Annotated in this window: 16 protein-coding genes; 6 read left to right on the top strand and 10 right to left on the bottom strand. The window is 43.5% G+C overall.

Annotated elements, in window-relative coordinates; genetic code table 11:
• Window positions 1-67 precede the first annotated feature (67 nt).
• The 4 genes from secDF to C4S61_RS16060 form a co-directional block, all read right to left on the bottom strand.
• Window positions 68-3,040 (bottom strand): protein translocase subunit SecDF, encoded by a 2,973-nt coding sequence (gene secDF, locus C4S61_RS16045; protein ID WP_103925822.1) that lies wholly within the window; start codon window positions 3,038-3,040, stop codon window positions 68-70.
• A gap of 92 nt (window positions 3,041-3,132) precedes the next feature.
• A complete protein-coding gene (locus C4S61_RS16050) occupies window positions 3,133-3,477 on the bottom strand; it encodes a hypothetical protein (RefSeq protein WP_103925823.1) in 345 nt (114 codons plus the stop codon).
• Window positions 3,478-3,646: 169 nt separating this feature from the next.
• Complete coding sequence (gene udk / locus C4S61_RS16055; RefSeq protein ID WP_103925824.1) at window positions 3,647-4,267, bottom strand: uridine kinase; 621 nt, start codon at window positions 4,265-4,267, stop codon at window positions 3,647-3,649.
• Window positions 4,268-4,300: 33 nt separating this feature from the next.
• Window positions 4,301-4,882, bottom strand: coding sequence for a non-canonical purine NTP diphosphatase (locus C4S61_RS16060; RefSeq protein WP_103925825.1), 582 nt, complete (start codon window positions 4,880-4,882; stop codon window positions 4,301-4,303).
• A gap of 192 nt (window positions 4,883-5,074) precedes the next feature.
• Between C4S61_RS16060 and C4S61_RS16065 the strand changes: the two genes are divergently transcribed.
• Both C4S61_RS16065 and C4S61_RS16070 read left to right on the top strand, forming a co-directional pair.
• The gene (locus C4S61_RS16065) at window positions 5,075-5,638 is read left to right on the top strand and encodes an LOG family protein (RefSeq protein WP_103925865.1); all 564 of its coding nucleotides are present in this window, start codon (window positions 5,075-5,077) and stop codon (window positions 5,636-5,638) included.
• Window positions 5,639-5,785: 147 nt separating this feature from the next.
• Window positions 5,786-6,289, top strand: coding sequence for a hypothetical protein (locus C4S61_RS16070; protein ID WP_103925866.1), 504 nt, complete (start codon window positions 5,786-5,788; stop codon window positions 6,287-6,289).
• Window positions 6,290-6,337: 48 nt separating this feature from the next.
• On the opposite strand, the gene C4S61_RS16075 is transcribed toward C4S61_RS16070, so the two are convergent.
• The gene (locus C4S61_RS16075) at window positions 6,338-7,063 is read right to left on the bottom strand and encodes an LOG family protein (RefSeq protein ID WP_103925826.1); all 726 of its coding nucleotides are present in this window, start codon (window positions 7,061-7,063) and stop codon (window positions 6,338-6,340) included.
• 163 nt (window positions 7,064-7,226) lie between these two features.
• Here C4S61_RS16075 and C4S61_RS16080 point away from each other — a divergent pair, with 163 nt between their 5' ends.
• The 4 genes from C4S61_RS16080 to C4S61_RS16095 all read left to right on the top strand — a co-directional run bounded on the left by C4S61_RS16080 (window position 7,227) and on the right by C4S61_RS16095 (window position 9,377).
• On the top strand, window positions 7,227-7,811 hold the full coding sequence (locus C4S61_RS16080) for a YkgJ family cysteine cluster protein (protein ID WP_103925827.1): 585 nt from the start codon (window positions 7,227-7,229) through the stop codon (window positions 7,809-7,811).
• A gap of 88 nt (window positions 7,812-7,899) precedes the next feature.
• A complete protein-coding gene (locus C4S61_RS16085; RefSeq protein WP_103925828.1) occupies window positions 7,900-8,265 on the top strand; it encodes a phage holin family protein in 366 nt (121 codons plus the stop codon).
• The gene (locus C4S61_RS16090; RefSeq protein ID WP_103925829.1) at window positions 8,258-8,638 is read left to right on the top strand and encodes a hypothetical protein; all 381 of its coding nucleotides are present in this window, start codon (window positions 8,258-8,260) and stop codon (window positions 8,636-8,638) included. The genes C4S61_RS16085 and C4S61_RS16090 overlap by 8 nt, the downstream gene beginning before the upstream one ends.
• A complete protein-coding gene (locus tag C4S61_RS16095; RefSeq protein ID WP_103925830.1) occupies window positions 8,622-9,377 on the top strand; it encodes a phosphoglycerol geranylgeranyltransferase in 756 nt (251 codons plus the stop codon). Before C4S61_RS16090 ends, C4S61_RS16095 begins: the two co-directional genes overlap by 17 nt.
• On the opposite strand, the gene C4S61_RS16100 is transcribed toward C4S61_RS16095, so the two are convergent.
• The 5 genes from C4S61_RS16100 to panD form a co-directional block, all read right to left on the bottom strand.
• Window positions 9,360-10,289 (bottom strand): AraC family transcriptional regulator, encoded by a 930-nt coding sequence (locus tag C4S61_RS16100; RefSeq protein ID WP_103925831.1) that lies wholly within the window; start codon window positions 10,287-10,289, stop codon window positions 9,360-9,362. The genes C4S61_RS16095 and C4S61_RS16100 overlap by 18 nt on opposite strands.
• Window positions 10,290-10,427: 138 nt before the next feature.
• Window positions 10,428-11,567 (bottom strand): acyl-CoA dehydrogenase, encoded by a 1,140-nt coding sequence (locus C4S61_RS16105; protein WP_103925832.1) that lies wholly within the window; start codon window positions 11,565-11,567, stop codon window positions 10,428-10,430.
• Between the two features lie 102 nt (window positions 11,568-11,669).
• The gene (locus C4S61_RS16110; RefSeq protein WP_407640578.1) at window positions 11,670-12,362 is read right to left on the bottom strand and encodes a zinc metallopeptidase; all 693 of its coding nucleotides are present in this window, start codon (window positions 12,360-12,362) and stop codon (window positions 11,670-11,672) included.
• Window positions 12,363-12,395: 33 nt separating this feature from the next.
• A complete protein-coding gene (locus C4S61_RS16115; RefSeq protein ID WP_103925833.1) occupies window positions 12,396-13,400 on the bottom strand; it encodes a lysylphosphatidylglycerol synthase transmembrane domain-containing protein in 1,005 nt (334 codons plus the stop codon).
• On the bottom strand, window positions 13,400-13,747 hold the full coding sequence (panD, locus tag C4S61_RS16120) for an aspartate 1-decarboxylase (protein WP_103925834.1): 348 nt from the start codon (window positions 13,745-13,747) through the stop codon (window positions 13,400-13,402). The genes C4S61_RS16115 and panD overlap by 1 nt, the downstream gene beginning before the upstream one ends.
• Window positions 13,748-13,754: the final 7 nt, after the last annotated feature.

Raw genomic sequence — 13,754 nt, forward strand, 5'->3', positions numbered from 1 at the left:
CGGTATCGAACAATAAAAAAAGGAGCGAGATGACTCCCGCTCCTTTAATTGGTTAGAATAGTATAGATTAAGCTACTTTTTTGGCATCCTTTGCTGTTGTAGCGCCTTCATTTTCGATCTCCCGCTTCATCAAATCCACCACTATTGGAGTGGCAATGTAGATAGACGAATACGTACCTACTACGATTCCGACAAACAAAGCAAAAGAGAACCCTCTCAGCACTTCACCTCCGAATAGTAGCAAGACAATCACCACAATCAAGGTCGTGAAGGAGGTGATCAGGGTTCTGCCCAAGGTCTGGTTGATCGAGTCATTGAAAACTTTCACCAGTTTGATCGTACCTCTGTTTTCGATGTTTTCACGAATACGGTCAAATACGATCACTGTATCGTTGATCGAGTATCCGATCACCGTCAATACTGCCGCAATGAAGACCTGATCGATCTCAAATGTGGCTCCGAATGCACTTGCAATAGCAAAGGCTGCAATTACAAACAGGGTATCGTGAATCAATGCCACGATAGATGCCAGAGAGAATTGCCACTTACGGAATCGCAACAGGATGTAGAGGAAAATCGCAATGAAAGCTACAATCATGGCTTCCAATGAAGAGGTCTTGATGTCATCGGCTACCGTAGCACCTACTTTGGATGAACCGGTGATGGAAAACTGACCGGCTCCAATTTGTTCAGGATTTTCTGCAAAAGTAAATCCGGTCACAGTAGCGATTCCTTCTTTTACTTTTGCTTCCACTTCTTTATTGGAGGCATCATCATCTTCATTGATCAGGTAGGAGGTGGTCACTTTAAGGGTATTGCTGGACCCGTAAGTTTTCACCTCTACTGAACCGTCAAATTCCCCGTCCAATCCTACTTTCAAATCTGAAGGAATTACAGCTTCATTAAATGTTACAATGTAAGACCGTCCTCCGGTGAAATCCACACCAAATTTCAATCCATTGATAGCAGCAATTCCGAGTCCGATTACAATGATGGAAGTGGAAATAAGATAAGCCACTTTTCTTTTTCCCATGAAGTCGATATTCAGACCGGAAAGTGCATTTTTCGCAAAAGGTGCGGTAAAATTGATGTTACTCCTATCGCCTTTGGAAGTCATCCATGATACGATCACCCGTGTAATAAACACAGAGGAAAAGAAAGAACAGGCAATACCGATCATCAAGACAATAGCGAAACCTTTAACAGGTCCTTGGCCCAATGCAAACAGGATTGCTCCGGTAAGGAATGTGGTGACGTTACCATCCAAGATAGCCGAAAATGCTTTGCTGTAACCTGCGTTGATTGCAGCCATAAGGCCGACTCCATTTCTCAGTTCTTCTTTGATTCGTTCAAAAATCAACACGTTCGCATCGATCGACATACCGATGGTCAATACAATACCAGCAATGCCGGGCAAGGTCAAAGCCGTGCCTAATTGAGCGAGGATTCCAAGAATAAAGAAGATGTTGAAAACCAATGCAGCAATAGCCACCAAACCGCCCTTGGCATAATAAGCGACCATGAATAGGACGACTAAGGTAAGTCCTGCAATCATGGAGAATACTCCCTGGTTTTGGGCCTCTTTACCCAATGTCGGGCCGATTATGCTTTCTTCCACAATCTGTGTAGGAGCAGGCAGCGATCCTGACTTTAGAATATTAGCCAAATCCTGTGCTTCCTGAATGGTGAAGTTTCCGGTAATCTCTGATTGTCCACTTGGGATTTCTCCATTTACCACAGGAGCAGTGTATACATAGTCATCGAGGACTACGGCGATTCTTCTTCCTACGTTTTGTCCCGTTAGATTTCTCCATTTTCTGGCGCCATCTGCATTCATCTGCATGGAGACTGCAGGACGTGAAGTCTGATCCAAGGTCTGTCTGGCATCAGTGATTACATCGCCTTCAAGCGGAGCCTGGTCAGATCCTCTGGTTGTTTTGATGGCGTATAATTCCAATAGTTCACTGCCATCTTCGGCCACGACGGGTTTTACACCCCACAGGAGCTTCAGATCTCTTGGGAGAAATGACTTGTATCGTTCATTTTGGATGATTCTGTTGATGGTGATGGTATCACGGACATCGTATACCAGGCCGTAATCAGCTTTGATCAAGCTGATAAGTGGAGAAACATTATTAGCGTTGTTAACTGGATCAAGTTGCTCCAATTGTTTTTCCAATGCGTTTCTTAAGGAATCTTCTGAAGAAACATCTCCTGCAGCAGTGGTATCTACCGATGCGGGTATTGCTTTTTGATCAGCAACCCAAGTGGAGTTGATTGTTTCGATTGATCCTCCATATTCATTTAGCTCCAAAACTTCCCAGAACTGAAGCTTTGCAACGCCCTGAAGCATATTTCTTACCCGCTCCTGGTTATCCACACCTGGAAGTTCGATCTGTATTCTGCCGGATCCTGCTATCCGTTGGATGTTAGGCTGGGAAGTACCGAATCGGTCAATCCGAGTTCTGAGGATATTAAAAGACCGTTCAATTGCATTCTCTACCTCAGTATTGATGATGTCCAGTATTTCGGAGTCCGAGGATTCCAATGATATTCTACCGCGGTTAGCCGCTGTTGCGAAAATACTGCTCAATGATTTACCCGGATTGTTTCGCTGAAATGCCGCGTAGAACAGGTCCACGTATCGGGTGTTGGAAGTTTTCGCTTCTTCGCGCGCTTCCATTACCGACTTGTTGAATGCCTCGTCTTTTGGATTACCGGCCAGTCCTTTTACGATCTCCACCGGAGAAACTTCGAGAGTGACGTGCATCCCTCCTTGAAGGTCAAGACCTAGTCCAAGCTCAGTTTCTTTGACCTCTTGATAAGTGAAATCACCGCCTAGGAAGCTGTATACCGGCTCTCTCCAGACTGAATCCAGATAAGCTCTTTTTTTGGCAAAATCAACGTTGCCGTTAGTGTCTGTGGCAAAAGCCTCAGCTTTTTGCTGAACATTGTTGGATACGAATGTGAACGACAGATAGTACAGACATAAAACTGTAACAAGCACTGTCAAAAACACAACTATGCCTTTGTTTTGCATAAGGGTTTAATTATTAAATTAATTGGAAAATACAAGTGAATACTAAGCCTGAAGAGGTTTAGTAAGAGGAATTAAGAAATGAAAAAAGAATTTCAGGGTCCTTTGGTAGATATGATCCGCTCAAAGAGAATTTCTACCAACTGATTGGGATAGAATGCGGAAACGGCCTGAAGACTGGGTAATTTCAGTTCAAAACTGAATAGTTGATAAATCAGGTAAAGAACCGTATTGGCTACATGAAGCACGAATGGAACCACCGCATCTACCGCTACACTTAAAAAAGTCTGGCTTGGATTTTCTGAAGATTGTTCAGTTTTGGTAGCATTTCCATCCTGAGGGATGTATTCCACACTGGAAATAAACAGGCAAAATAACAATGCCATCATCAGCGTCAGGCGCTGCTGGAATAGATTGTTATGGATGAACCTGTTTTTCACGTGTCTCTAATTTGATTTTCAACGGCCTCACCAGCTATTACCGTCTGGAAGGTGGAGTCTCGCATGATTCAGATCATTCCAGCAAAATATCTGTTGGGATGCTCTATTTCACGCGATGCAAATATAGACATTATTTGAAAATCAAGCTTTTTGAATTGCTTTTTTTGAATTATCTGCTTGATTTCACCCGGAGGTAGGTTCGGATGACATCCAGTGCCATGTCAAAACTTGAATTGTTTGGGACTATTAGATCAGCTTCATTCTTAAATGGGGCAATGTACTTTTCGTAAGTTGGCATTACGTGCATTTCATAGCGGTAGAGTACATCGTCCAGGTCATAGCCGCGCTCTATTTTATCCCGGATGATCCGGCGCTTTAGCTTGATGTGATCTTTTGCATCGATGAATATCTTCAGATCCAGCAGATCTGTCAGTTCGGGATAATAAAGCACAAAAATCCCTTCTACGACTACCACAGGCGCTGAAGAGAAGGTTAGCATTTTCGGTTTTTTAGCGGCGTTGTTGAAGGTGTATTCTTCACGATGGATGGTTTCCCCGTTCTGAATTTTGCGAATATCAATAGCGTATTGTTCAAAATCGATGCTGTGCGGTGTGTCAAAATTGTGAATACCTTGCGAATCGATCGGTTGCTGATGGCGTGGCCTGTAGTAGTTGTCCTGCGAGATGAGACAAATCTCCCCGGGGTCAAAACTACTGAGCAATCGCTCCAAAAATAATGTTTTGCCGGAGGCCGAACCTCCCGTAATCCCGACGATGAATGGTTTTTTCATTGGGGCCAAAGTTAAATCATTTTGGGCTTTATCTCAGTATTTTCTACTGTTAAGAAAGGAAATCAAAGCTTTGACGGCTTTTCCCCGGTGGCTGATTTCATTTTTTTCTGCCAAAGTTAATTGCGCAAAGGTCCGGTTGTACCCACTTGGTCTGAATATCGGGTCGTAACCGAATCCTCCCAAACCGACTTTTTCGGTCAGGATTTCTCCACTTGCAATTCCTTCAAAGGCATACTCTTTCCCGTCCAAAATTAATGCAATGACCGTACGGAAATTTGCATTTCGGTCAGTTTTCTCCTTCATCTTTTCCAAGAGCAGTTCAACGTTCCGCTCATCGCTCCTGGGTTCGCCTGCAAATCTTCCTGAATACACTCCCGGTGCACCGTCCAAGGCATCCACTTCTAATCCTGTGTCATCGGCAAAACAATCTACGCCATAGTTTGATTTGACATACCGGGCTTTTTGAAATGCATTGTATTCTAGCGTGTCACCTGTCTCAGGAAGTTCCTCATGACAACCGATGTCCTGAAGTGAAACGATTTCGAAATCAGCTCCCAAGGCGGCTTTTACCTCTTCTATTTTTTTAACATTATTGGTGGCGAAGCAGATTTTCATGGTTTGGATGTTTACTGTTGGAGTTGAGATTATTCTCACAAAGTTTGTGGAGAATTTGGAAAATGGTAGTGAGCATGTCATTTAATCCAGAAATTTGAATCGAATCGCACCGCTCTAAGTTAAACTTATCGTCAAGTTTATCTTTCAATGACCTTGCATGTCTGTAATGACAAAATCACTTATTTTCGAGGCATGAAGAAAATAACAATCTACTGCGGTTCCAGAAAAGGGAACAGTAGCGTTTTTGAAGCAGGGGCTCGGGCCTTGGTTCATGAAATGATCCGGAGAGACCATTCGCTGGTCTATGGTGCGGGAAGAGTTGGGTTAATGGGCGTAATAGCCGATGAAATGCTGGCAGCCGGCAAGGAAGTGCTTGGGATTATTCCTCAGAAATTGGTGGATCGGGAAGTGGCACACACAGGCTGTACGGAGCTGATCATCGTGGAGACCATGCGGGACAGAAAATGGCTGATGGCAGAGCGAGGGGACGGATTCATTGCCATGCCGGGTGGAATCGGGACGTTGGAGGAACTTTTTGAAATCATGACTTTGAATCAACTCCACTATATCCAAAAACCACTTGCTCTCTATAATGTCAATGGGTACTTTGATAAACTGATCGACTTTTTGAATCATGCCATGGAAGAGGGTTTTCTCTATCCCGAGCAGGAAGAAATGCTGATTATCTCCGATGATCCTGTGGATCTGTTGGATCAAATGTCAGCCTATCAAGCCAGACGGCCCTCGGATTGGTAAGTAATCAGAGATTATAAATTGACCGGATTTTATCCTCTAATCATCCAATTTTATAAGGCTTAGCCTAGTTTCGATTTGCAAATTCCCTCCCGGCTTTTCACAATTGAAAAAGATAAATTGTACTTTTGCCAGAACCCTGATCAAAGCATGATAGATAAGCTTTTTCCGCTGGATAAAAATTACATTCTCAGACAAGCGCAGTTCGTGTTGGAGGAGGAGTTGATGGATCAAATGATCTATGAATTAAAGCGGTCTTACACTTACCTGTATAATCCACTCCAGTTGATGGATCAAACCTACGCCAAGATTTTGGATACGTTTGATTTTCCAAAAGAGCGGGTTCAATTGATCTATCGGCAGCTTTGTGGGATCTATCGGTTCAAAAACCGGGACAATCAACTCGAGTTATTGTTCGATGGTCGGACTCACTTTGACAAGTTTAAAGAAGAATGGGAAGCAGGATTTATTTCCTGGATCAAGGAGCTCGGCCAGCATGAGCAATACGTCAAAACGATGCTTAGAATGACCTTGTTGTACGATACAGAATCCAGGGCAGAATGGGCTGAAAACCACTGCAAGGCCTTCATTAATCACTATTTTGAACTGAAAGTTGTGAAGCGACAGGGTGAACTGTGGCTGAAAGTCGGATAATCAAGGCTCAAAAAACAAAGGAGACAGCCTCTTTGGTTTTTCAATTCCTTAGAAGTTCGGACTCAGCAGGTATTTACCGTAGAACTCATCGATCACTTTTACCGCTTCGGTAGCATCGTCCACCACACAAAATAGATCCAAGTCTTCCTCCTTGATGTAGTTGTTTTCGGCTAGAAGTCTTTTTTTGATCCAATCTACCAGGCCTTCCCAATATGACTTGCCAACAAGAACGATAGGAAATCTGCCGATTTTGTTGGTTTGGATCAGCGTAAGTGCTTCAAAAAATTCATCCAAAGTGCCAAACCCACCGGGGAGCACTACAAATCCCTGGGCATATCGGATAAACATTACCTTGCGTACAAAGAAATAATCGAAGGTTAATAATTTGTCCCTGTCGATGTAAATATTGTTGAATTGCTCAAAAGGCAGAACGATGTTTAATCCAACTGATTTTCCTCCCTCGGAATAGGCTCCTTTGTTACCTGCTTCCATGATTCCCGGTCCGCCCCCGGTGATTACTCCATAGCCATGGCGGACTAGTTTGGCCGCGATTTCCTCAGCGATCTTGTAATATTCATGATCACGTGGAGTCCGAGCTGACCCAAAGATCGACACGCAGGGGCCGATTTTAGCCAGCTTTTCGTATCCCTCGACAAATTCAGACATGATTTTAAAAATCACCCAAGAATCTTCACTCCTGATTTCACTCCAATCACGCTTTTTAAAGGCTTTTCTGATTCTTTCTTCGGCTTCGTTATTTTCCAAATTGCTCATGTTTTTCGATTTTGTCCTCCAAAAAAACGATTCTCCGCATGAAATGATGGCATCTTCCGAGGTGTGGATTTTAAACTGTTGATTATCAGATGGAAAAATTGATGTAGGCCAACCATTTATTGGAGAAATCTTAAGCTACTTTTGTCCTTTGAATATTTAATTCATGAATCTATTTGAAAAATCACAAGCTGTCCGGAAGTTATTTCAGAAATTGGAAGAGGAGTCCAGGCAATTTCACGCCGAGTCGGGAATGGGGTGCATTTCCGGCTGTGGATTTTGCTGTGTCAATCCTGATGTCCCAGCATCTCCTTTGGAATTTTTGCCCTTGGCATTTGATCTCTATGAAAAGGGAATTGCGGAGGAAATCGCCAATCAATTGGCGCTACAGGATCAATTGGGAAACTGCGTAGTGTATCGTCCGCAAAAGGATGATCCGACCAAGGGTTTTTGCGGGAATTATGCCAATAGGGGCTTGATATGCAGGCTTTTTGGTGCCTCTGCCAGAAGAACCAAATATGGACAGAAGGAATTGATTACCTGCAAAATCCTCAAAAAAGAAAAGAAGGCGGCATTTGAGCTTACTGTTTCGAGGATCAATTCAGATCTGGAAATCCCCATGGCTACATCCTATTACACTCAGCTGGCAGATGTGGACGAATATCTGGCCAGTCAGTACCCGGTCAATCAGGCAATTTTGATGGCGCTGGAGTTGGTGTTAAGGTTCAAATTTTACGAAGATGCAGACTGAGGCGAGGTCTTGTGATTTTTTTACGGGTTAGTTTTCCAGTATATTCGATTCATTGAAAGTGAAAAATGGGCTGGAGTCCCTCAAAATTATGTTAAATATCAGCGAAATCGTCCAAACTGTAAAGGGAATCGTGGAGACCCGAATCGGACTCGTCAAGGAGGAAATTCAAGATGAGTTCTTAGGAATCCTTTCAAGAATTATACTTTTGACAGTCATTGGTAGTTTGCTGTTATTGGTTTTTCTGTTTTTGTCACTTTCCTTGGCTTTCTTCCTAAGTCAGGTTACCAAGAGTCCCTACATGGGTTTTTTGATAGTGGCTTTGATCTATTTCTTGATTGTGTTGGTGATGTTTCTTTCGAAAGATTCACTTCAAATACAGGAAAAGACTGAGGGGCTTTTAAAGCGTTTTATTTTTAAAAGGAAAATAAACGAAGACCAAAACAACGATGAGTAAAGAACTAGAAAAGAAGTCAGAAGAGCTCGAGCAAACACTGACAAAGCAGTTGGAATTGCTCAAAAAGGATTCTGAAGAATGGTTAAAGTTAGGTGCAGCGGTAGCGGTCGGAGTGTTGCTTGTCTATGGTATTGCCAAAGTCACCCGGAAGAAAAAAGTAAAAACTACCGACAAAGCCTTGGAAGTATTGGAAAAAGAAGGCTTGCTCAATGAGGAAATCAAAAAACGATTGACACAACCGAAGCCATCCACTTTTTGGCCCAACCTTACGCAGCGGTTGGTCATCCTTGGGCTTGCCTTGGCAAAAGACAAAATTTACAACCAAATTTTTTCTTCTTCAGCAGAAGACAAAGCAGGTGAAAACAGTAAGTAAACTCCTCAAGAACCTTTCAAAATCACGCAGAAAGGGGGTTGCCTGGTTGGTGGATCCTGAAAAGGAACTTGACTTGGAGCAATTTTCCTGGATTGGTAATTCCGGTTTGGATTTGATTTTGGTCGGCGGAAGTAGTTTTTCGGCAGGCTATTTTGACAAGACTGTTCAGCAACTTAGAAAGATAGGCCGATCTATTCCTATTTGTATTTTTCCGGGCTCTTATCTGCAACTTTCCCAAAAGGCTGACGCGATTCTTTTTATGGTTTTGATCTCGGGGAGGAATCCTGAGTTTCTGATTTCACATCAGGTAAAAGCTGCACTTGAAGTGCAGGAGTCGGGCCTCGAAGTGCTACCAACCGGCTACATTTTGGTGAACAATGGCGAGCTTTTAAGTGTCCATTCCGTAAGCCAGACACTTCCCCTCTCCAACGATGACCCTGATTTTGTGAAATCCACCGCTTTGGCAGGGAAATTTATGGGAATGCGATTTTTCTACTTGGATGCGGGAAGCGGAGCTAGTGTTCCGGTAAGTTCCGGAGTGATTTCAGCGGTAAAGAATGCGGTGAAGAGTCCCTTGATTGTCGGTGGGGGATTGACTGATTCAGAAAAAGTAAGAAAGGCTTTTGATGCCGGTGCGGATTTGATTGTCCTGGGCAACGCCATAGAAAAAGACCCCGGATTTTTGTCCGAGGTCTTGGATATCAAGCGGTGGTATAATCACTCACTGAACATTAATTAAGGAATCTCTCCTTCTCATTTTTCCGGCAGGGACCCCATACATCATTTTGAATCGGCGACAGAAATAAGCGGTATCCTTGTAGCCTACTTCTTTACCAATATCCCGGATGGATTTTTTGGATGTTCGAAGCAAAACGACTGCTGCTTCCATTCGCTGGTATTCGATGTAGTCCTGAGGATTAATTCCGGTGAGCATTTTGAAGTATTGCCCGACATAGTCTTCAGAGACATTTGCAACTTTGGCCAGGACCTTGTTTGACAGATCCCCACCGATATTCGCTTTGATGAAATTAAACAGGTCAATCAATCGGGGGTCTTTGAAATAAGTCGAATTGGTAGAGAGCTCTTCGGTGAATAGCCGGTTTTTAAGGATGTGCCTCAACAGTTCAATCACCAGAACCTCTGTCTGCGCTTTGAGCGAGCGTTCCTTTCCGACATTACTGACTTCAAGCTCTTTGATGATGTCTTCCACCAAAGTCGCTACGCGGTCATTGAAACGGATAATGAATGGAGGAATATCAAGGGAGTTAAAGAAATTCACCACGTCAAATACCTTGGACTCAAATTGGATGTGAGAAATGCAATCTTCTTCGGTGGTTTTGATTTCTTTGATGCTGAGGCTTTGAAAAAACTTCCGTTTATTGTCCAAAAACTGTTCGATATCCTGTTCATTTTTCTTCGTACCGGTACCAAAGGTGATTTGCGTTTTTTGACCCTTGGGAAGAAAGAGGACTTCACCTTCATTGACGAGCTCCTGGTCCTCGCCAAATTTCAACGTGCCATGGTGAAGCAAAATCAGTGAGTTTTCGCTTTCTACATAATTGGTCACTGTCACAGGCTTTTCGATTTTGAAGTTGTTGCCTTTCAAAAACCTAACATGTACTGATTCGATGACTTTGTTGTAATAATCCATGATGAACTGATAAAAGCTAAGTTACAAAAATATAATTTTTCCAAAGGTAAAACAGGAATATTTTGGAAATCTATGCAAAAAAATAAAAAAAGGGTATAATAATTTGCAATTATACCCTTTCAATCCTTGGATTTGCCTTTATTTTAATATTTTTCGTGAAATCACAATCCGCTGAATCTCCGAAGTTCCCTCATAGATCTGTGTGATTTTAGCGTCTCGCATGAGCCGCTCTACATGATATTCCTTCACGTACCCATAGCCTCCATGTACTTGTACCGCTTCCACGGTCACGTTCATAGCTACCTCTGAAGCATACAGTTTTGCCATGGCGGAGGCATATACATAATCTTCTCCCTGATCCTTCAGCCAGGCAGCTTTGTAGACTAACAGTCTTGCGGCTTCGATCTGAGTAGCCATATCTGCCAGCTTAAATTGAATTGCCTGATGTTGGCTGATTGGCTTGCCAAAAGCTTTCCTTTCTTTGGAATAAGCCAATGACATTTCGTAAGCTCCGGCAGCAATCCCGAGTGCCTGAGCGGCAATTCCTATTCTACCGCCATTCAGTGTTTCCATGGCAAAGGTAAAGCCAAAGCCTTCCTCGCCGATTCGGTTTTCGACCGGTACTTTCACATCAGTAAACATGAGCGAATGGGTGTCTGAACCCCGGATTCCAAGTTTATCTTCTTTTTTTCCGATGACAAATCCTTCCCAACCTTTTTCCACAATGAATACCGAGATACCCTTATGGCCCAGACTAGGGTTGGTTTGGGCGATGACGAGGTAGATACTTGCAGATGAACCGTTGGTAATCCAGTTCTTGGTTCCGTTGAGGATGTAGTGATCTCCATTCGGTTCTGCGCTGGTCTTTTGGGAAGTCGCATCTGAACCGGCTTCGGGCTCAGAAAGGCAAAATGCGCCCAAAACTTCGCCACTGGCAAGCCTGGTGAGGTATTTTTGCTTTTGGGCCTCAGAACCATACTTTTCCAAACCCCAACACACCAAAGAATTATTTACAGACATTGAAACCGAGGCAGAGGCGTCCACTTTTGACAATTCCTCCATCGCAATCACATAAGAAACAGTGTCCATCCCACCTCCGTTGTACTTGGGGTCTACCATCATTCCCATGAAGCCCAAATCGCCCATCTTTTTGATTTGTTCATGGGGGAATTTTGCCTCTGAGTCGCGCTCTATCACTCCGGGTAGCAGTTCTGATTGAGCAAATTCTCTGGCTGCTTCCTGTACTGCCAGATGCTCTTCAGTCAATTGAAAATTCATAAGGTTAATAAAATTTCGGGTTTAACTTCATCCCGAAAATATAGGCTTAAAAAAGAAAAGGGGCAAAAACTTGCCCCTTTCGGAATTTTATTTTGACCTGGATCAATCCCGATTGCCAAAGAAAACGAAGATGTAGTAAGCCAAGGTAGCTAAAGAAGCCAGTGCTGCAACCACATAAGTCATTGCGGCCCAATGAAGGGCATCTTTTGACATGTCATATTCAGCTCGGTTTACAATGTTTCGGGTCTGAACCCACGCAAGCGCTCTGTTGGAAGCGTCAAATTCAACTGGCAAAGTTACAAATGTAAACAAGGTCATAATTGAGTATGCACCAACTACAATGAAACCGACAGATTCATAGGGAATAATCGATGCAAATCCACCAAGTAAAGAAGCAATCAATACGATATTTAGAAGCTTACCGGAGATATTCTGGATTGGAACAAGTGCGGATCTCATTTTTAGCCAAGCATAAGAGGTAGCATGCTGAACCGCGTGACCACATTCGTGGGCTGCTACTGCTGTTGCCGCAGCATTTCTACCATAGAACACATCAGGCGAAAGATTTACCGTTTTGTTCATTGGATTGTAGTGATCAGTCAGTTGACCTTCGACACATACCACTTGTACATCATGGATATTGCTGTCGGCCAGCATAAGTCTTGCTATTTCGGCTCCTGAAAGGTTGGCCTGAAGGGGTGTCTGTGCGTATTTTTTGAATTTACTTTTCAGCTTGTTGCTGACAAAGAATCCAAGTCCTGCAAATACAACTACGATAACGATTAGAATAATCATCTTTTTATGGTTTAACTGGGTTTGAATACGAAGTTATAGGGTATCGGGTTTATTCCAAGCGGGAATTTTCAGCATGATAATCCAACTTACCAATCCGACGATCATAATCATAATGACCTGTGTTCCGTGGATGATGGCTGCGAAAATCTTTCCGTCAGTTTCCGATACACCAAACTGGATCAAAATGTACGCCACTAGTGCATGAAAGGTGCCGATTCCCCCCTGAACAGGTGCTACCATGCCAATACTTCCCATGACCATCACCAAGAGGACTTCTCCGGGTGCCAAGTTGGCAGTACTTTGGATTCCCAGCGATACGGTGTACATCGTCAGGAAATAGATCATCCAAATCAACACTGAGCTCGACCAGAATCCCAGAGGATTTTTCAGTGTAGAAATACTTTTGACTCCCGTCAGGAGCTGGCGTCCAAAATTTTGAAGTTTGTTGATGAAGCCGTGATTTCTGAACCGTTTGAAGATGAAGTAAAGGAAAATAAAAAAGACAATCAATCCCCCGGCAAAAATTGGAAAATTGTTCAAAAGCCCTTCAGTGAGACTGTTTAAGTCAATTAAATCGCCCGATAGTGCAAGAAACAGTTTGTTTTCAAGAAGAAAGGCGAGGAGGATCGTGCCGGTCAGAAAAAGTAAATCAATACTTCGCTCCAGGATCACTGTTCCGATCAACTGCCCGACAGCAATCCCGTTGGTCCTCGCAAGCACACCGCACCTGGCGACTTCCCCTGCTCTGGGTACGAGGAGATTGACCAGATAGCCGACCATGACCGCATGATAGGCCCTGTTTGCCGTCACCGGCTCCCCTTCATCACTCTGGATCAAAAGCGCCCATCTCCAGCCCCTGATCCAAAACCCAAGAAGGGAAATAACCAGTGAGGAAAGGATCCAAAACCAATTGGAGGACTTCACCTGCTCCGTCAGCGTGGCCAACTCGATGTCCTTGTATAAAAACCAAAAAATCCAGATGGCAACTGCTAGTGAAATTGCGACCTGGATTCCTTGCTTGACTTTTGGGTTGAGCATCAGATTAACTTATTTCTCTCGTCGGGGAAGATAAGAATAGGAGCATGTTTTTTTGCTTCTTCCAAATCCATTCCTGCGTAGGAAATAATAATGACAATATCTCCCACGGAAGCTTTTCTGGCAGCCGGACCGTTGAGACAGACTTGTCCGCTTCCCCGCTCTCCTTTGATCACATAAGTTTCCAACCGCTCGCCGTTATTGACATTGACGACTTGGACCTTTTCATTTTCAATGAGATTGGCAGCATCCATCAGGTCCTCGTCGATCGTGATCGAACCAACATAGTGAAGTTCCGCCTGGGTGATTTTTACCCGATGTATCTTGGATTTTAAGACCTGAATAATCATTGGTTTA

It is taken from the genome of Algoriphagus boritolerans DSM 17298 = JCM 18970 (assembly GCF_900108085.1).
GTDB lineage: Bacteria > Bacteroidota > Bacteroidia > Cytophagales > Cyclobacteriaceae > Algoriphagus > Algoriphagus boritolerans.